Origin of the sequence: Streptomyces sp. NPDC050704, assembly GCF_040654355.1 — a bacterium.
GTDB lineage: Bacteria > Actinomycetota > Actinomycetes > Streptomycetales > Streptomycetaceae > Streptomyces.
The window spans coordinates 1-18,434 of sequence record NZ_JBFAHW010000166.1 but is presented as its reverse complement, the minus strand read 5'-3'; the positions used below and the strand labels follow the sequence as shown (position 1 = coordinate 18,434).

Genomic DNA, 18,434 nt, shown 5'->3' with positions numbered 1-18,434 from the left:
GCCCCTCGGGGCCGGCCGCGCGGTCACCGGTGCTACTGCGCGTAGAAGGTCGCGTCCTGGCGGTCGAGGGTGGTGCTGACCGGCTGGGTGTGGAGCAGGTTCTCGTAGTGCCGGATGTAGCGGCCCGGGAAGTTGAGCGACTCGAAGGAGACGCCCGCCGCGTCGGCCAGCCCCGCCCGCCGGAAGAAACTGGCGTCGTTCTTGAAGGTGGTGGTGCCGTCGTTCTTCTCCACCCAGACCTCGTTGTTCTTGTGGCGGAGGTAGTAGCCGGGGAAGTTGGCCGATTCGAGGGAGACGGTCCCGCTGCCGGTCAGACCGGTGACCACGCGGAACTGGGAGTCGGCCAGGTTGGTGACGTTCGCTTCGAGCTTGGCGCGGTACTCCCAGTGCCGGATGTACCGGTCGGGGAAGTTGTACGAGGAGAAGCGGACCGGGGTGACGCCGTCGGCGACCGGGATGCCGAAGTTGGGCGTGCCGTCGGCGTTCCAGTACAGCTTCTGGTAGCGGGTGCGGCGGTTGGGGTCGTTCAGCGGGTCGCCGGAGATGTCTTTGTAGTTGCGGTCGTGGTAGACGAGGATGTCGGACTTGCCGTCCTCGGACATGGTGAAGGTGTTGTGGCCCGGGCCGTACTGGCCGGTCGCCGCGTTGCTCTTGAACACGGGCTGCGGACTCTTCGTCCAGGACGCCGGGTTGAGCAGGTCGGCGGTGTCGGTGGCGGTCAGCAGGCCGAGGCAGTAGTTGGCGTCGGTGGCGCTGGCCGAGAAGGTCATGAAGACCTTGCCGTTGCGCTGGATGACCGCCGGGCCCTCGTTGACCGTGTGGCCGACCTTCTCCCAGGCCAGCGTGGGCCGGGCGATCATCGCCGGGCTGCCGCTGATGGTCCAGGGGTTCGACATCTTCGCGAGGTAGATGTTGGTGCCGTCCCCGACGGCCGGGTCGCTCTGCGCCCAGCTCAGGTAGCGGACGCCCTTCACGACGAACGTCGTGGCGTCGAGCGAGAAGGTGTCCAGCGGCAGCGCGATCCGGCCCTTCTCGGTCCAGGCGCCGGTCAGCGGGTTGGCGGCGCTGGACTCCAGGACGTACGGCCGGATCTTCCAGATGTCGTTGGATGAGCCCGCGGTGAAGTAGATGTACCACTTGCCGTCGATGAAGTGGATCTCCGGTGCCCAGATGTGGGCGCCCATCTCACCGCTGGCGTGCTTGGTCCAGATGGTGGTCTCGGCGGCCGTGGACAGTCCCTGGAGCGTGGTGGCCCGGCGCATCACGATCTTGTCGTACGCGGGCACGGTCGCGGTGAAGTAGTAGTAGCCGTCGGTGTGCTTGAAGATGTGCGGGTCCGCGCGCTGTTCCGCTATCGGGTTGGTGAAGGTCACCGCGGGCGAGGCCGGGACGGCCGCGTGGGCGGGGGTGCCGGTGGTCAGCACGGCCAGAGTGGCGAGGACCGCGGTCAGTACGCGGCCGATGAGACGTCTCATGATCCTGGTCCTTGGGGTGTCAGGGGAGTGTCAGACGGTGGGCTGGATGCGCCACTGCTGGCAGTTGTTGTTCAGCCAGGTCCACTGGCGTACGTCGGCGCCGTTCGCGGTACCGCAGTTGGCCACGTCGGCGACCTTGCCGCTGCTCTCGTTGACGATCCGCACGTAATCGCCGGTGGCGGTGTGCACGAGGCGGAACTTCTGGCAGTTGTTGTTCAGCCAGGTCCACTGCTGGAGATCGGCGCCGTCGGCGGTGGAGCACTCGGCGGTGTCGAGGACCTTGCCGGTCGCGGCGTTGACCAGGCGGCTGGTGTCGGTGCCGAGGTCCTCGATGCGCCACTTCTGGTTGGCGCCGCCGTTGCAGGTCCACTGGAAGACGTTGGTGCCGTCCGCGGTGCTGCCGCCCTCGACGTCCAGGCACTTGCCGCTGTTCCGGTTGACCAGGGTGTACGCGGTGGGGGTGGCCGCGGTCTCCCCGGACGGGCCGGGCCGTGTGGTGCCCAGGGCGACCGGGGTGCCGAAGTTCGGGGTGCCGTCCGTGTTCCAGGTGAACTTCTGCGCCCGGGTGGTGCGGCCGTTGCCGCAGCCCCCGGAGGCGGAGTCGTTGCCGTGGTAGACGATCCAGTTCTCGGTGCCGTCCGGCGAGGTGAAGAACCCGTTGTGGCCGGGGCCGTAGACGCCGGCCGCGTCACTGCGCTGGAAGACCGGCGTCTGCTTCTTCGTCCAGGAGGACGCCAACAGCGGGTTGGCGCCGGTCAGTTCGAGCTGCCCGAGTTTGTACTCCGGGGTCTGGCAGGAGCTGGCGGAGTACGTCAGGAAGGTCCTGCCGTTGCGGTACAGCGGCTCGGGGCCCTCGTTCACCGGGTTGCCCTGGGTCTCCCAGCTCAGCGTGGGGCTGGAGATGATGCTGAAGGTGGTGCTGCTCAGCGTGTACGGGTTGCTCATCGGGGCGATGACCAGGCTCTGCGTACTGCCGTTGATGAAACCGCTGCCGAGCAGGTACAGCTTGTTGTCGTGCCGGAGCACGCTGGCGTCGATCAGCCAGCCGCCGGGGGCGAGGTTGGAGCCGCCGAGCTGGTTCTTGTACGTGTACGGGCCCATGGGGTCGGAGCCCGCGCTCTCCAGGACGTGCGTGCGCTGGGAGTCGCAACAGGCCACACCGCTCTGTCCGGCGGAGTAGTACAGGTACCACTTGCCGTCGAAGAAGTGCAGCTCAGGCGCCCAGAAGTTGGTGTTGCGGGTGGCGGTGGTGTCCGACCACACCTGCACGCTGGCCGCGGTGGAGAGCCCCGCCAGCGTCGGCGACTTCCGCATGGTCAGCACGCCGGTGAACGAGGTCGTCACCAGGTAGTAGTTGCCGTCGTAGTACTCCAGCCAGGGATCCGCGCCCTTCTGCGTCTTGACCGGGTTGGTATACGGCCGGCCCTCGGCAGCGGTGGCGGGTTGGGTGACGAACGACGTGAGCAGCGCGAGCAGCGCTGCCCCCAGGACGAACCAGTGACGGGTGCGGAACACGGCAAGTCCCCTTTGACGGCCATGATTGTTCGATATTGCGAACAATGTGCGGAGCTTCGACCAGAAGATAAGTTTCGAGCAGGATCACGTCAACGCTTCTGACCTGTTCGGTTCCGGTTGTTTTTTCGATAACGGCGGATTTACCGAGCGGCCCCCTGAAATCAAGTGCTGACAGTGCGTTGACTTCCGCAGGGCGGGACCCCTACTTTCAGCGCCGACTGGTTCGGAGATTCGGCTGACATTCGATATGTCGAACGCTCGATGTCGATGCGAGACCTGATCCGAGCCTCAGGAAGTCCGGGAAGGAACCCCATGCCACTCCAGCCGCACCTCCACGGTGTGCGACGCCTCTGCAGACAGGCGCTGATACGGGCCGTGGTGCTCGTCGTCGCCGTCGGCGCCCTCGTCGGTGTTCGGGGCGAGGAGGACACCGGCCTGGCGCAGACGGAGACGGTGGCGGTGACCTCCAACCAGATTCCGGTTCCGCCGGCGCCGATGGGCTGGGCCTCCTGGAACACCTTCGCCGCCAAGGTCGACTACAACGTGATCAAGGCACAGGTCGACGCGTTCGTCGCGGCCGGTCTGCCGGAAGCCGGCTACGAGTACATCAACATCGACGAGGGCTGGTGGCAGGGCACCCGCGACAGCGCGGGCAACATCACCATCGACACGGCCGAGTGGCCCGGCGGCATGAGCGCCATCGCCGACTACATCCACAGCAAGGGCCTGAAGGCCGGCATCTACACCGACGCGGGCAAGGACGGCTGCGGCTACTACTTCCCGACGGGCCGCCCGGCGGCGCCGGGCAGCGGCAGTGAGGGCCACTACGAGCGGGACATGCTCCAGTTCTCGCAGTGGGGCTTCGACTACGTCAAGGTCGACTGGTGCGGCGGCGACGTCGAAGGGCTCGACGCGAAGTCCACCTACCAGGCCCTCAGTGACGCGACCGCGAAGGCGGCGGCCACCACCGGGCGGCCGCTGACCCTGTCGATCTGCAACTGGGGCAAGCAGAACCCGTGGAACTGGGGCGCGGGCATGGCCGCCCTGTGGCGCACCAACACCGACATCATCTTCCACGGCAACTCGCCCTCGTGGGACAGCATGCTGACCAACTTCGACACCAATGTGCACCCGACGGCCCAGCACACCGGCTACTACAACGACCCGGACATGCTGATGGTCGGCATGGACGGCTTCACCGCCGCTCAGAACCGCAGCCACATGAACCTGTGGGCCATCTCGGGAGCGCCGCTGCTCGCCGGCAACAACCTGGCGACGATGAGCACCGAGTCGGCGAACATCCTCAAGAACCCGGAGGTCATCGCGGTCGACCAGGACCCGCGCGGCCTCCAGGGCGTCAAGGTCGCCGAGGACACCGCAGGCCTCCAGGTGTACGGCAAGGTCCTCTCCGGCACCGGCAAGCGGGCCGCCGTCCTGCTCAACCGGACCTCCAGCGCGCAGAACATCACCGTCCGCTGGGCCGACCTGGGCCTGACCAACGCGTCCGCGACGGTCCGCAATCTCTGGACGCGGGCGAACGTGGGCGGCTTCGGCACCAGCTATACCGTCAGCGTCCCCGCCAAGGACTCGGTGATGCTCACCGTCACCGGCGGCACCGAGGCGGCGAGCGCCACATACGAGGCCGAAGCCGCCGCCAACACCAAGGGCGGCTCCGCGGCCGACGCCGCCTGCGCCAACTGCTCCGGCTCCACGAAGGTGGGGGGTGTGGGCACCGGCGCCGCCAACACCCTGAGCTTCAACGGCGTTTCGGCGACCGACACGGGCACCAAGGTCGTCGACATCGCCTACACCAACGGCGACAGCGCGGCCCGCACGGCCGTCCTCCAGGTCAACGGGCAGCCGGCCACCACGGTCTCCTTCCCGCCGACCGGCTCCTGGGCCACCCCCGGTACCGTCTCGGTCGAGGTCTCCCTGGCCAAGGGCTCAGCGAACACCCTGAAGTTCTCCAACACCGCCGTCTGGGCGCCCGACTTCGACGCGATCGAGGTACGCCCGCTGCCCGGCACGAACGGCACCCAGCTCGCCGGGCAGCAGTCCAACCGCTGCCTCGACATCGACAACAACACCCTCATTAACGGCACTCAGGCTCAGTTGTGGGACTGCTTCGGCGGCACCAACCAGTCCTGGACGTACACCGCGCGCAAGGAGCTCGTGGTCTACGGCAACAAGTGCCTCGACGCCTACCAGGCAGGAACCGCCAACGGCACGAGGGTCGTCATCTGGGACTGCAACGGCGGCAGCAACCAGAAGTGGGACGTGAACGCCGACGGCACGGTCACCAACGTCAACGCCGGCCTCTGTCTGGACGCCTCCAACGCGGCGACCGCCAACGGCACGAAGGCCGTGCTGTGGACGTGCAACGGCGGCACCAACCAGAAGTGGGCCCGGCAGTAACGCAAGCAGTCAAGTAGTCAGCGAAGGGGGCTCGATCCCGCACGGGATCGAGCCCCCTTCCTCGGCTCCTGTTCGTTCCGCCTGCGGTCAGCCCTGGGTGACGTTCGTGGTGAGCAGGCGGAGCAACTGCTTGGCCATGGCGTCCTGTTCGGGTGTCAGACCCATGGCGTCACCGATGGCGAGGGGAACCGTGCGGGCCCGTTCCTGGAGCCGGGCACCCGCGTCGGTGAGGCGCAGGGCGACGGAGCGCTCGTCCTCCGCCCGCCGCTCGCGACGCAGCAGGCCGTTCGCCTCAAGGCGCTTGAGGAGGGGGGAGAGGGTGCTGGACTCCAGCTGGAGTGCCGTACCCAGGTCCCGTACGGAGATCGAGTCCTGCTCCCACAGCACGAGCATGACCAGGTACTGCGGATAGGTCAGCCCCAGCTCGTCCAGCAGGGGCCGGTAGCGCGCGGTGACCGCCCGTGAGGCCGCGTAGAGGGCGAAGCAGAGCTGGTCGTCCAGGAGCAGGGAACCTTCCTGGGTCGGTTCGGCTCCGGCTGTGCTCACGGCGTGTCTCCCTGTTGCTGTGCTGCGCATGGCGATCTCCACCCTATCGTTCAAGTCCACTCGATCGTATCGCGCCCAAATGAGTTGCGCACGACTTAATCGTGAGCTACTGTTCTGGTGTGCCGCCGCTCCACGGCGAAGACCGCCGACGGAGGCCCGCCCACGGCACCAGATCCGAGGAGATCGTCATGACCGACACGACCGGCGCCCGTCCCGTCCTCGAACCCGCCGCCGCGGCGTTCGCCGAGGCCACCGCGAACCCGCCGTACCTGTTCGACCTGGACCCGGCCGAGGGCCGCAAGGCCGTCGACGACGTGCAGTCCGGCGAGATCGCCAAGCCGGACGTCGACGAGGAGTGGATCACCGTGTCCGGCGGCCCCACCGGCCAGGTCCGTACCCGCATCGTCCGCCCCGCGGGAGCTGTCGGCATCCTGCCGGTGATCGTGTACATCCACGGCGCGGGCTGGGTCTTCGGCAACGCCCACACCCACGACCGGCTGGTGCGCGAACTGGCCGTCGGCGCCGGTGCGGCCGTCGTCTTCCCCGAGTACGACCTCTCACCCGAGGCCCGCTACCCGGTGGCCATCGAGCAGAGCTACGCCGTCGCCCGCTGGATCGTCACCGACGGCGCCGGGCACGGCCTCGACGCCTCCCGCATCGCGGTGGCCGGCGACTCGGTCGGCGGCAACATGAGCGCCGCCCTGACCCTGCTGGCCAAGGAGCGCGGGGACGTGTCCTTCGTCCAGCAGGTGCTCTTCTACCCGGTCACCGACGCCGCCTTCGACACCGGCTCCTACCACCAGTTCGCCGAGGGCTACTTCCTGCGCCGCGACGGCATGCAGTGGTTCTGGGACCAGTACACGACCGACGAGAAGCAGCGCGCCGAGATCACCGCGTCCCCGCTGCGCGCCACCACCGAGCAGCTCACCGGCCTGCCCCCGGCGCTCGTCATCACCGCCGAGGCCGACGTCCTGCGCGACGAGGGCGAGGCCTACGCCAACAAGCTGCGCGAGGCCGGCGTGCCCGTCACCGCGGTCCGCTACCAGGGCATCATCCACGACTTCGTGATGCTCAACGCCCTCGCCGACACCCACGCCGCTCGCGCCGCCACCGCCCAGGCCGTCACCGTACTGAGGACCGCGCTCACGGCCGGCTGACCGCGATCACCGAGTGACGGGACCGGCCGGCCCCGACGGCCGTTCCCGCCACTCAGAACCAGGTGTCCAGCCACATTCTCGAGTGCCAGCTCGCATACGGGACCGTCACCCCCGCGTACAGCGGAAAGAAGTAGACGAAGTTCCAGACGATGAGCAGCACAAGGGCGCCCGCACCGATCACCCCGGGTATTCGGCGCCGGTCACCCGCCCCGGGTGGACCCACCAGCGCGCCCACCGTCATCGCGACGGCCAGGCACAGGTACGGCACGAAGGCGACCGTGTAGAAGGAGAAGGTCGTGCGGTCCTGGTACTGGAACCACGGCAGATAGCCGGCGCCCACCGCACACAGGACCGCGCCCGCCCGCCAGTCACGCCGCATCGCCCACCGGTAGAGCAGATACAGCAGGGCGAAACACGCCGACCACCACAGCAGCGGCGTACCCAGCGCGATGATCTCCTGGGAGCAGCCGGACGCCGTGCGGCAGCCGTCCTGCCCGACCTTCGGCGCCTCGTAGTGGAACACCACCGGGCGTCCGAGGACCGGCCAGCTCCACGGGTTGGACTCGTACCGGTGCCAGGAGTCCAGCCCCACGTTGAAGTCGTAGACCGCGGACTCGTAGTGCCACAGGCTGCGCAGCGGGCCCGGTATCCACGACCACGGGCCGCCCCTGCCGTCCGCCCAGTGCCGTGCGTAGCCCCTGTCGGTCAGGAACCAGCCCGTCCAGGTCGCCAGATAGGCGACCAGAGCGACCGGTACGACGGAAAGGACCGACCAGCCGAGATCCTTGCGCAGCACCGACCGGTACGGGCGGCGGGCGCCGGCGAGGCGGCGGGAGCCGACGTCCCACAGCACGGTCATGACCATGAAGAACGCCAGGAAGTACAGGCCGTTCCACTTGCTGGCCACCGCCAGGCCCAGGAAGAAACCGGCCGCGAGCCGCCACGGCCGCGGGCCCGTCCCCGCGCGGTCGCCCGTGTACCGGTCCGGGCCCGCGAAGCCGTCCTCGTCCACCGGCAGGACCGCCGCGAGTCGGGCCCGCGCCCGGTCCCGGTCCACGAGCAGGCAACCGAACGCCGCCAGCACGAAGAACATGACGACGAGGTCGACCAGAGCGGTGCGGCTCATCACATAGTGCAGGCCGTCCACCGCCATCAGCGTCCCGGCCAGGCAGCCCAGTGCCGTCGAACGGAACAGGCGGCGGCCTATCCGGCACAGCATGAGCACCGACAGCGTGCCGAGCACCGCCGTCATGAAGCGCCAGCCGAACGGGTTGAGCCCGAACATCCACTCGCCGAGGGCGATCACCCACTTGCCCATCGGCGGGTGCGCGACGAAACTCCCCGCGTCGGAGAGCGGGATCACCTGAGGGTCCGCCAGGATCTGCGGGTCGGCCACCTTGCGGTCCGGCCAGGTCCCCTCGTAGCCGAGCCTGAGCAACGACCAGGCGTCCTTGGCGTAGTACGTCTCGTCGAACACGACCGCTCGCGGCCGGCCCAGGTGCCAGAACCGGATCGCCCCCGCGAAGACGGCGACGAGGACCGGCCCGAGCCAGCCCATCGCCTTCGCGACGCGGTACGCCGGTTCCGGGCCGAGGCCCAGGGCCTCCCACACCCGGGTTCCGGGCTCGGGGAAGGGCGGGACCAGACGCTCGCGGGTGTCGGTCCGGGGGAGTCCCGCGTACCCGAACCGGCGCAGCCGTCTCGCCCAAGGGCTGGGCTCTGCCTCCGTGTTGGCGGCGGCATCTGCCTGAGGCTGCGCCACGGTGTCACTCGTCACTGGGTCATCGTAGGGAAAGGGTGTCGGCCGCAGGACGAGGTGGCGCAGGCCGACCCCCCTGTGCCCCGCCGTTCACGGCGGGGCACAGGGGAGTGCGACAGACTGGCGCGCCAGGAACCCGGATGCCTACTTGGGCTGGGAACCGGCCTCGGCGGTCACGTCGGAGACCTTCCAGCGCTGGTTGGAGCCGGAGTTGGGCGTCCACAGCGTGACGGCGGCTCCGTCGTTCGTGGCCTGGCCGCCGACCTCCAGGAGCCGGCCGGTGGCGGCGTTGATGAGGGTGTACGTGCCGTCGCCGGTCGTCGACATGATCCACTGGGTGGCCTTGTCGCGAGGACCGGTGTCGGCCTCAAGGACCGGGGCGCCGTCACGGACGGCCAGGCGCTTGCCCTCCACCGGGTTGCTGAACACGTATCGCTGCTCGTTGGCGGTGTCACCGCTGATCTTCCGCAGCTGCCACTGCCGGCCGGCGTCGCCCGCGCCCGCGGTGGCGTTCCTGATCACGAGGCCGGCACCGTTGGCGGCGACGGCGAGCTCCTTGCCGCTCTGGACGCCGGTCAGCTCGTAGGTGTGGCCCTTCCGCAGCAGGGCGGCGTCCTTGGCGACACCGGAGACGCCCTTGACGACGAAGGAGGTCACCGACTGGGCCGGCACGGTGATGGTGGCCTTGCGGTCGGCGACCTTGACCGGTGCCTGCCGTACGAGCTTGCCGTCCGCGCTGGTCACGACGGGGGTCACGGTGGCCTTGCGGCTGATCTTGCCGAACTTCGACAGGTCGACCGTGACCGCGCGGGCCTCGGTCGTGCTGTTGACGTGGACGACGGTCGCTCCGTCGCCCTTCTTGGAGACGGCGGCGGCACTCGAGGTGTCGTCGGTCTTGATCAGCCGGTCGCCGGGCTTGATGTAGTGCGTGAAGTTGCGGGCCGTGTCGAACTTCGTGTTGGTGTAGATGGGGCAGGAGTCGAGCGTGTCCTTGGAGGTGCAGCTGAACGGGAGCTGGATGCTGCCCCAGTTGCCGCCCTTCGCGGACTCCCCGCCGGGTTTCATGTTGTCGTAGTCCTCGACCGGCTGCCAGAACACCCAGGCCTTCGGCTCCAGTTCACGCAGGTCGTCGACCATCTGCTTGGCCAGCCCGAGGCCCGGCCGCATGTCCGTGAAGCTCTGCCCGTCGCCCCAGTCGCCCTCGACCTCGCTCATCCACAGCGGCTTGTCCGCGGCCTTGGCCAGGTCGCGGGCGCTGGTGCGGCCGCCGGTGCCGTAGGTGTGGACGTTCATCTGGTCGACGAGGTCCCGCACCTCCTGCGGGTACGAGTTCCAGTTCTGCGAGAAGATGTTGGGGTTCGTCTCGTCCATCGCGGAGATGTCCGCGTCGGACCTGGACTTCTCCAGCGCCGGGGCGAGGGCGCGGAGCACCTTCTGCTGGAGCTCGGGACCGATGTGGGCCCCTTCCTGACGACCGCCGACCGGCTGGCCGTCGGCGCCCAGCCTGGTTCCCCAGTAGTCGGTGTTGGGCTCGTTGAACGGGTCGACGGTGTCGACCTTGATGCGGTGCGCCTTCTCCAGCCGCTCGGTCGCGCCGGCCATGTAGGCGGCGAAGTCGTCGACGGACTCGGTCTTGAGCTGGTCGGTCTTGGAGTCGAAGCCGCCGGAGACGTAGCCGCTCTCCGTCATGAACCAGGGCGGCGAGTTGCTGAACGTCTCCCAGTGGGTGATGTCCTTCTTGATCCGGTCCACCCACCAGCGCTGGGTGGCGTCGGCGTTGGGGTTCCAGTCGGCCTTGTCGTCGGCGCTCCACCAGTCGGTGTCCTCGCGGGTGGTGCCCGCCGGCGCCTTCCACCAGCCCTCGACCGCTCCGCCGGCCCGGAGGTAGTCCTTGACGTCCGGGGCGTTGCCGCCGCCGATGTTGTAGCGGGCGATGTTCAGGTCGAGGCCGTCCTTCCCGAACAGGAGGTCGGCGAGCTTCTCGCGTATCTCCTTGGGGTAGTCGCCGGTGGCGTTGGCGAACCAGACCAGGCTGGTGCCCCACCCCTCGAATCTGTCGTGCTTGTACGAGGGGTCCGGCTGGACGGTGACGGAGGAGGCGGCCGCCGCTGCCGTCGGGGCCTGGTCCTGGGCGTACGGGGCAGGGGCGGTGACCAGGCCGGTACCGGTGGCCAGAGTCGTGATGCCGATGACCCCGAGGAGTCGTCGTCGCGTGCGGGTGCGGCGTGCCATCGTGTGCTCCCAACGTCATTGTGGTCGCTTCGGTGGGCCGTCCCGCCCCGGCGGGCAGGACGGCGCGCCCCGCGAACGGGTGCGGTGCCGTTCGGGGGAGTCAGGTGGTGGGCTGTCGCAGTACGGCGACTTCCCGGGGTGCCAGTACCAGGGCGCCGTCGGTCCGCGCCCCGCCGGACAGGAGTTCCCCGGCGAGCCCGGGCAGCGGCACCGGCTCGTCGGTCCGGTTGACCAGGAACAGATAGCGGCTGTCGGCGTCGCGGCGTACCGCCTGTTCGACGCGCCCTCGTGCGGAGGCGGGCAGTTCGCTCTCCACGCCGGCGCTGTCCAGCAGCCGCGGCAGCAGGCCGGCGAGGCCGTCCGCGCCGAGCCGGGTGGAGACGTACGCGGCCGAACCCCCGCCCACCGTCCGGCGGGTGACGGCGGGCCGGCCCTCGTAGGTGCCCGTGCGGTAGTGGGCCAGCACCTCGACCTCGGGGTCGGTGACGGTGATCCGGTCGGTCCACAGGGTGCCCGTACCGGCGCCGTCCAGTTCGACGGCGTCACCGTCGAGCAGCGGGCCGAACTCCTCGATGCGGATGCCCAGCAGGTCGCGCAGCGCCCCCGGGTGGCCGCCGAGCCAGATGTGGTCGTTCTCGTCGACGACACCGGAGAAGTACGTGGTGACCAGGTGCCCACCGTCGTCGACGTACCGCGTGAGCTTCTCGGCCAGTGCCGCGGGGACCACGTGCAGTACGGGCGCGATCAGGAGCTCGTACCGTCCGAGATCGGCCTCGGTGGTGACGACGTCGGCCCGTACGCCGAGGGCGAGGAGCGCGGAGTACCAGTCCAGCGCTTCCTGGCGGTAGTCGAGCCGGGCGGTGGGGTGGGAGTCCTGCTCGCTCGCCCACCACGACTCCCAGTCGAAGACGATGCCGACGCGGGCCGGTTCACGCTCGGACCCCGCGACCGGAGCCAGCCCCTGGAGCGTCTGCCCGAGGCCGGCCACCGCGCGGAAGACCTCACTGTCGGAGCCGGCGTGCGGCACCATCGCGGAGTGGTACTTCTCGGCGCCGGCCGCCGACTGGCGCCACTGGAAGAAGCACACGGCGTCGGCGCCGTGCGCCACGTGCAGCAGCGAGTCGCGGGCCAGTTCGCCCGGCCGCTTCGCCACGTTGACAGGCTGCCAGTTGACGGCGCTGGTGGAGTGCTCCATCAGGAACCACGGACGCCCGCCGGCGATACCGCTGGTGAGGTTGGCGGAGAAGGACAGCTCGTCCCGGGCCTGGGGGCCGGGATGGACGTAGTGGTCGTTGGAGACGAAGTCGATCTCGCCCGCCCAGTCGGGGTAGTTCATGCCCTTGGTGCCGCCCATCACCATGAAGTTCGTGGTGACCGGCACCCCGGGCGTGACCTCCCGCAGCACGTCCCGCTCCGCGCGCAGGTACTCCTTCAGCGCGTCGGACGAGAAGCGCTTGAAGTCCAGCTGCTGCGTGGGGTTCGGGTGGGAGGCGGTCAGCCGGGGCGGCAGGAGCTGCTCCCAGTCGCTGTAGCGCTGGGACCAGAACGCCGTGCCCCAGGCGTGGTTGAGGGCGTCGAGGGTGGTGTAGCGGGCGCGCAGCCAGTCGCGGAAGGCACGGGCGGCGTCGTCCGAGTAGTCGTAGATGTTGTGGCAGCCCAGCTCGTTCGAGACGTGCCAGGCCACCAGCGCGGGATGGTCCGCGTACCGCTCGGCCATCTTCCGCACCAGGCGCAGGGCGTGGTCGCGGAAGACGGGCGAGGTGGGGCGCCAGTGCTGCCGCGCCCCCGGCCACACCGTCTCACCCGAGGCGGTCACCGGAAGGATCTCCGGATGCGCCGTGGTGAGCCAGGGCGGCGGGGACGCGGTGGCGGTGGCCAGGTCGACCCCGATACCGCCCGCGTGCAACAGGTCCATGACCTCGTCGAGCCAGCCGAAGTCCCACTCGTCCTGGGCCGGCTGGATGCGGGCCCAGGAGAAGATCCCCACGGAGACCAGGTTGACGCCGGCTTCCTGCATCAGCCGGACGTCCTCCTTCCACACCTCGCGAGGCCACTGCTCCGGGTTGTAGTCGGCGCCGTACGCGAGACGTGGGGTGGGGTCACCGTCCGGCCCGTGCAGCTGGGACAGGAGGGTGGAGATCATCGTGGTCCTTCCGGAGTGTTGCACAGGGGCGGTGTGGGGCGTGCGTCGACTACTCGACGGTGAAGCCCTGCTCCTTGCCGTACTTGACGGAGGCGTCCTGCCAGGACTTCAGGCCGGCGGTCAGTTTTGTGTTGGAGATGTAGGCCTTGCCGACGGTGTCGTTGAAGATCGAGTTGGCGTACTGCTGGAAGGGCAGGTACGACCAGTCGTCGGCGACGTTGGCGGCGGACTCGGCGAAGATCTTGTTGGCTTCCTGGCCGCCGAGGTAGTCGAACTTGGTGCTCTGGAACGCGGGGGACTGGAGTTCCGCGTTGGTCGCCGGGAAGGCGCCTTCCTTGACGCGGGTCGCGATGCCGTCGCCGGAGTTCGCGTACTCGGTGAAGGCGTAGGCGAGTTCCTTGTTCTTGGCCAGCTCGGGCACGGTCAGGGCGCTGCCGCCGTTCTCCGCGCTCGCCTTGTCACCCTTGGTCCAGGCCGGCAGGGGGGCGGCTCGCCAGTCACCGGCGGCGTCCGCCACACCGGTGACGAAGTTGGCGGGCATCCAGGCGCCGCTGGGCAGGGTGGCGATGGTGCCGTCGCCCAGGCCCTTGTACCAGTCGTCGGTCCAGCCGTTGATGGGCGCGACCAGCTTCTCGTCGATGAGCTTCTGCCAGGTGTCGGTGTACTTCTTGGCGTTCGCGTCGGCGAAGTCGATCTTCACGTTGGTGCCGTCGACCTTGTAGGGGCGCGACCCGGCCTGCCACAGCAGGCTGGTGGTCAGGCCGGCGTCGCCGGCGTCGGCGGCGATGAAGACCTTGGGGTCGGCCTTCTTCAGCTTGCGGGCCGCGTCGACGTACTCGTCCCACGTGGTCGGCACCGCGACCTTGTGCTTGTCGAAGACCTTCTTGTTGTAGAACAGCGCCATGGGGCCGGAGTCCATCGGCAGGCCGTAGACCTTGTCGCTGCTCTGGGTCACGGCGTTCCACGGGCCGGGGGTGTACTTGGCCTTGAGCTTGTCCGCGCCGTACGGGGCCAGGTCGCTGAGGCCCTTGGTGAGGGCGTACTGGCCCATCGCGAAGTACTCGACCTGCGCGACGTCGGGGACGCCCTTCGCGGCCGAGATGGCGTTCGACAGGGCGGTGTAGTGCTTGTCACCGGACCGCTCGCCGACCAGGTTGATCTTGACCTTGGGGTACTTCTTCTGGAAGTCGGCGGCGACCGTCTTGAGCGTGGGCTCCCAGGCCCAGACCGTGACCGAGCCGCCCTTCTTCAGGGCCGCCTGGATGTCCGCGGCGGAGACCGCCTTGGTGTCGGAGCTGTCGTCGTCGGAGCCGCCGCAGGCGGTCGCCCCCAGAGCGAGGGCGGACACGAGGGCGATGCCGCGCAGCAGGCGGCTGGTGGTTGTGCGCATGGAGGTGCTTCCACTTCTTCGTGGGTGGGACAGGGCGAGGGTGAACGAGTGGGGGCTGAGGGGGGTGGGGCCCGCGGGCGGGGTCACTCCTTGACGCTTCCGGCGGCGAGCCCGGACTGCCAGAACCTCTGCAGCAACAGGAACGCGGCGATCAGCGGCACGATGGTGAGCAGTGAACCAGTGATCACCAGGTTGAAGATCACGTCGCCGCCGATCGTCTGGGCCTGGTTGTTCCAGGAGTCCAGACCCAGGGTCAGGGGGTACCAGTCCGGGTCCTTGATCATGATCAGCGGCAGGAAGTAGTTGTTCCAGGTGGCGACCGTGGTGAACAGCAGTACGGTCACGGTGCCGGGGGCGAGCAGTGGCAGGGCCACCTGGAAGAAGGTGCGGATCTCGCCCGCCCCGTCGATGCGGGCGGCCTCCATCAGCTCGGTGGGGATCGCCTCGCTGGCGAAGACCCACATCAGATACAGGCCGAAGGGCGAGACCAGCGAGGGGATGATCACCGCCCACGGGGTGTCGGTGAGCCCCATCTTGCTGAACATCAGGAAGGTGGGCACGGCCAGGGCGGTGCCCGGCACGGCGACGGCACCGATGACCACGGCGAACACGCCGCGCTTTCCGGGGAAGTTGAACTTCGCCAGCGCGTAGCCACCGAGGATCGCCAGCAGGGTGGCGCCGCCGGCGCCGAGCACGACGTACAGCAGGGTGTTCAGCAGCCAGCGGACGAAGATGCCGTCGTTGTACGAGAACGTGTCGCTGATGTTGGACCAGAGGGCGAAGTCACTGCTGAACCACAGCCCGGACGAGTCGGCGAGCCCTTCCTGGGTCTTCGTGGCGCTGATGACCAGCCACAGCAGGGGCACCACGGTGTAGAGCAGGATCAGGCCGGTCAGGACGGTCAGCAGAACGCTGCGCTTGGGGCGCCCGGCAATGTGCTCCTTGCGGCGCGTGCGCAGCCGGGGGGCGCTCTTGGAACCGCCGGCGTCCGGCGCGGGTGCGGGCTCGGAGGCGGTGGTGAGGGAGCTGCTCGGGTTGCTCATCGGTCAGGCTCCCTTGCGCATGCCGCGGAGCTGCACGACGTAGGCGATGACCATGGTGATCAGGCCCATGATGATGGCGACCGCCGCGGAGTAGTTGTGCTGCTGGCCGTTGAAGGACAGCGAGTACGTGTAGAAGTTCGGGGTGAAGTCGGTGGTGATGGCGTTGCGTGCGATCGGCCGCAGGATGGCCGGCTCGTTGAAGAGCTGGAAGCTGCCGATGATCGAGAAGATCGTCGCGATGACCAGGGCGCCGCGGATCGCGGGGAGCTTGATCGCGGTGATGATGCGGATCTGCCCGGCGCCGTCGATCTCCGCGGCCTCGTAGAGCGAGTTCGGAATGACCCGTAGCGCGGAGTAGAAGATCAGCATGTTGTAGCCGATGAACTCCCAGGTGACGATGTTGCCGATCGACGCCAGGATCAGATCGCTGGAGAGCGGGTCGGGCAGGGTGACGCCGAACGCGTCGTTGATGTCACCCACCAGCCCGTACTTGGTGCCGTACATGAAGCCCCACATCAGGGTGGCGACCACGGCGGGCACGGCGTACGGCAGGAAGATCGCGATGCGGAAGAAGTCCTTGCCGAAGAGCCGTCCGCTGTCCAGGGCGAGGGCGATCAGCAGGGCGATGCCGAGCATGATCGGTACCTGTACGGCCAGGAAGAGCGACACCCGTACGAGCGAGTCCCAGAACCGTTCGTCCTTGAGCGCCTGGGTGTAGTTGTCCAGGCCGACGAAGGTGGTGCCGCCGATCAGCTGGTCCCGGAACAGGCTGAGGTAGATCGAGTACACGATCGGGGCCAGAAAGACGAGGGCGAACACGATCACGAAGGGGCCGATGAACCCCCAACCCGTCCAGGAGCGGCGGTTTCCCTTCGCCGGAGGCCTGGCCGGGCGCCGCTTCGCGGCCACCGGCGGTTGTAGCGTCGTCATGTCGTTCCTCGCTCGTCCATCTTGGAACCGGCGGATGGCACCGCCGCGATGTTTGCGTAAACATTCCGCTCCCGGAGAAGGCCTCGGGCTGTTATGTTTACGTAAACATCTGATGGCGGCATGTCTACACTGCCCCGTCGGTGGTGGTCAAGGGTCGTTTGGGGCAAAGTGCGACTCCGGCAGCGAGGGAGACGGGTGGACACAGCGGACAGCACCTCGGCGCGCATGCCGCAGGCACCGGTGCGTAGCAGGAAACGGGCCGCCCGCCGCACGCAGAGCGCTTCCATGGCGGATGTCGCCCGCCTGGCGGGCGTGTCGTCGCAGACCGTGTCCCGTGTCTCCAACGGCTATGCGGGTGTGAACGAAGAGACCCGGCAGCAGGTGCTGGCCGCCATGCAGGAGCTGGGCTACCGGCCGAACAGCGCCGCCCGGGCGCTCAAGCGCGGCGAGTTCCGCACCATAGGCGTCATCACCTTCGGCCTCTCCACGACGGGCAATGTCCGCACCCTGGAGGCGATCGCCACCAGCGCGGCGCAGGAGGGCTACGCCGTCACGCTCCTGCCCGTCGCCGTCCCCACGCAGGACGAGGTGCGCGGTGCCTTCTCCCGGCTGGGGGAGCTGGCCGTCGACGCCGTCATCGTCATCCTGGAGGTGCACCTCCTCGACGCGGTGACGATCTCGTTGCCGCCACATGTCCAGGTCGTCGTGGCGGACTCGGACGCCGGTGACCGCTACACCGTGGTCGACACGGACCAGGCGGGCGGCAGCCGCGACGCCGTGCGGTACCTGCTCGACCTGGGGCACCGCACCGTCTGGCACCTGGCAGGACCCGAGGAGTCCTTCGCGGCGCAGCGCCGCGCCGACGCCTGGCGCGCCGAACTCACCGAGGCGGGCCGCGCCGCGCCGCCGCCGGTACGGGGCGACTGGTCGGCGGAGTCCGGTTACCGGGCAGGCCTGGAAATAGCCGACCAGGAGGACTGCACGGCGGTGTTCGTGGCCAATGACCAGATGGCCCTCGGTCTCCTTCGCGCCCTGCACGAGCGAGGCCGGCACGTGCCCGACGACGTCAGCGTCATCGGCTTCGACGACATCGCCGAGGCCGGGTCGTTCCTGCCTCCCCTGACCACCGTTCACCAGGACTTCGCCGAAGTGGGACGACGCTGCGTCGAGGGCGTGCTGCGACAGATGCGCCACGACGCGTCGGAACACGGCACCACGCTCGTCCCGACGCGGCTCGTGGTGCGCGACAGTACGGCGCCTCCTTCGCGGTAGCGAGGAACCGGGGCCGACGCGCTCCGACGTACCCCCGGCCCGCCGCTGCGGGCCCCGAGCCGCTGCACGTATCCCGAACCGCCGCGGGGTCGAGCTCAGCTTGCGGGCCGCCGGTGCACCGGCAGTTGTCAGTGGCTGCCGGTGAGTTCGCCGCTCAGCTTTTCGTGGATGTGGGCGCTCGGCTGGTTGAGGCCGACGATCTCGACGCTCTTGCCGCGCTGGGCGTACTTCGTCTCGATGGCGTCCAGGGCGGCGACGGAGGAGGCGTCCCAGATGTGCGCGGCGGACAGGTCGATGACGACCTTGTCGGGGTCGGTGGCGTAGTTGAACTGGCCGACGAGGTCGTTGGAGGAGGCGAAGAACAGCTCGCCGGTCACCGAGTAGACCACGCCGCCACCGTCGGGGTCGGTGACCGCCGTGACGTTCGCGAGGTGGGCGACCCGCTTGGCGAAGATGACCATGGCGGTGACGGAGCCGACGACGACGCCGATGGCGAGGTTGTCGGTGGCGACCACGCAGACCACGGTGATGACCATGACGGCGATCTCGCCCGTCGG

13 protein-coding genes are annotated in these 18,434 nt (G+C 68.8%); 3 read left to right on the top strand and 10 right to left on the bottom strand.

What is annotated here, in order from left to right; all coding sequences use genetic code 11:
• Positions 1–32: 32 nt before the first annotated feature.
• Together AB0I18_RS47730 and AB0I18_RS47725 are read right to left on the bottom strand one after the other, a co-directional pair.
• A complete protein-coding gene (locus tag AB0I18_RS47730; RefSeq protein ID WP_363112116.1) occupies positions 33–1,475 on the bottom strand; it encodes a family 43 glycosylhydrolase in 1,443 nt (480 codons plus the stop codon).
• Between the two features lie 30 nt (positions 1,476–1,505).
• Complete coding sequence (locus AB0I18_RS47725) at positions 1,506–2,990, bottom strand: family 43 glycosylhydrolase (RefSeq protein WP_363112115.1); 1,485 nt, start codon at positions 2,988–2,990, stop codon at positions 1,506–1,508.
• Positions 2,991–3,302: 312 nt separating this feature from the next.
• Between AB0I18_RS47725 and AB0I18_RS47720 the strand changes: the two genes are divergently transcribed.
• Positions 3,303–5,405, top strand: a complete 2,103-nt coding sequence (locus AB0I18_RS47720; RefSeq protein ID WP_363112114.1) for a ricin-type beta-trefoil lectin domain protein — start codon at positions 3,303–3,305, stop codon at positions 5,403–5,405.
• A gap of 87 nt (positions 5,406–5,492) precedes the next feature.
• Here the strand turns inward: AB0I18_RS47720 and AB0I18_RS47715 are convergent, their stop codons facing one another.
• Positions 5,493–5,951: a MarR family transcriptional regulator gene (locus AB0I18_RS47715; protein ID WP_363112113.1), complete on the bottom strand. Its 459-nt coding sequence runs from the start codon at positions 5,949–5,951 to the stop codon at positions 5,493–5,495.
• Between the two features lie 188 nt (positions 5,952–6,139).
• Between AB0I18_RS47715 and AB0I18_RS47710 the strand changes: the two genes are divergently transcribed.
• Entirely contained in the window at positions 6,140–7,108 is a 969-nt protein-coding gene (locus tag AB0I18_RS47710; protein WP_363112112.1) for an alpha/beta hydrolase, read from the top strand.
• Positions 7,109–7,160: 52 nt separating this feature from the next.
• Here AB0I18_RS47710 and AB0I18_RS47705 read toward each other — a convergent pair whose 3' ends face one another.
• From AB0I18_RS47705 to AB0I18_RS47680, 6 genes are all read right to left on the bottom strand, one after another.
• Entirely contained in the window at positions 7,161–8,666 is a 1,506-nt protein-coding gene (locus AB0I18_RS47705) for a phospholipid carrier-dependent glycosyltransferase (protein ID WP_363112118.1), read from the bottom strand.
• Between the two features lie 345 nt (positions 8,667–9,011).
• Complete coding sequence (locus tag AB0I18_RS47700; RefSeq protein WP_363112111.1) at positions 9,012–11,099, bottom strand: glycoside hydrolase; 2,088 nt, start codon at positions 11,097–11,099, stop codon at positions 9,012–9,014.
• Positions 11,100–11,199: 100 nt separating this feature from the next.
• A complete protein-coding gene (locus AB0I18_RS47695; RefSeq protein WP_363112110.1) occupies positions 11,200–13,242 on the bottom strand; it encodes a beta-galactosidase in 2,043 nt (680 codons plus the stop codon).
• Positions 13,243–13,291: 49 nt separating this feature from the next.
• Positions 13,292–14,632 (bottom strand): extracellular solute-binding protein, encoded by a 1,341-nt coding sequence (locus tag AB0I18_RS47690; protein WP_363112109.1) that lies wholly within the window; start codon positions 14,630–14,632, stop codon positions 13,292–13,294.
• Positions 14,633–14,715: 83 nt separating this feature from the next.
• On the bottom strand, positions 14,716–15,675 hold the full coding sequence (locus AB0I18_RS47685) for a carbohydrate ABC transporter permease (protein ID WP_363112108.1): 960 nt from the start codon (positions 15,673–15,675) through the stop codon (positions 14,716–14,718).
• A gap of 3 nt (positions 15,676–15,678) precedes the next feature.
• The gene (locus AB0I18_RS47680; protein WP_363112107.1) at positions 15,679–16,605 is read right to left on the bottom strand and encodes a sugar ABC transporter permease; all 927 of its coding nucleotides are present in this window, start codon (positions 16,603–16,605) and stop codon (positions 15,679–15,681) included.
• A 225-nt stretch (positions 16,606–16,830) separates the two neighbouring features.
• Here AB0I18_RS47680 and AB0I18_RS47675 point away from each other — a divergent pair, with 225 nt between their 5' ends.
• Complete coding sequence (locus tag AB0I18_RS47675; protein WP_363112117.1) at positions 16,831–17,877, top strand: LacI family DNA-binding transcriptional regulator; 1,047 nt, start codon at positions 16,831–16,833, stop codon at positions 17,875–17,877.
• 128 nt (positions 17,878–18,005) lie between these two features.
• Here the strand turns inward: AB0I18_RS47675 and AB0I18_RS47670 are convergent.
• The coding region (locus AB0I18_RS47670; RefSeq protein WP_363112106.1) for an STAS domain-containing protein at positions 18,006–18,434 on the bottom strand (429 nt) is incomplete at its 5' end.

Coding starts and splice junctions, on each gene's coding strand:
- AB0I18_RS47730 (WP_363112116.1), bottom strand. CDS start 1,475: ATGAGACGTCTCATCGGCCGCGTACTGACCGCGGTCCTCGCCACTCTG.
- AB0I18_RS47720 (WP_363112114.1), top strand. CDS start 3,303: ATGCCACTCCAGCCGCACCTCCACGGTGTGCGACGCCTCTGCAGACAG.
- AB0I18_RS47710 (WP_363112112.1), top strand. CDS start 6,140: ATGACCGACACGACCGGCGCCCGTCCCGTCCTCGAACCCGCCGCCGCG.
- AB0I18_RS47705 (WP_363112118.1), bottom strand. CDS start 8,666: ATGGGCTGGCTCGGGCCGGTCCTCGTCGCCGTCTTCGCGGGGGCGATC.
- AB0I18_RS47700 (WP_363112111.1), bottom strand. CDS start 11,099: ATGGCACGCCGCACCCGCACGCGACGACGACTCCTCGGGGTCATCGGC.
- AB0I18_RS47695 (WP_363112110.1), bottom strand. CDS start 13,242: ATGATCTCCACCCTCCTGTCCCAGCTGCACGGGCCGGACGGTGACCCC.
- AB0I18_RS47690 (WP_363112109.1), bottom strand. CDS start 14,632: ATGCGCACAACCACCAGCCGCCTGCTGCGCGGCATCGCCCTCGTGTCC.
- AB0I18_RS47685 (WP_363112108.1), bottom strand. CDS start 15,675: ATGAGCAACCCGAGCAGCTCCCTCACCACCGCCTCCGAGCCCGCACCC.
- AB0I18_RS47680 (WP_363112107.1), bottom strand. CDS start 16,605: ATGACGACGCTACAACCGCCGGTGGCCGCGAAGCGGCGCCCGGCCAGG.
- AB0I18_RS47675 (WP_363112117.1), top strand. CDS start 16,831: ATGCCGCAGGCACCGGTGCGTAGCAGGAAACGGGCCGCCCGCCGCACG.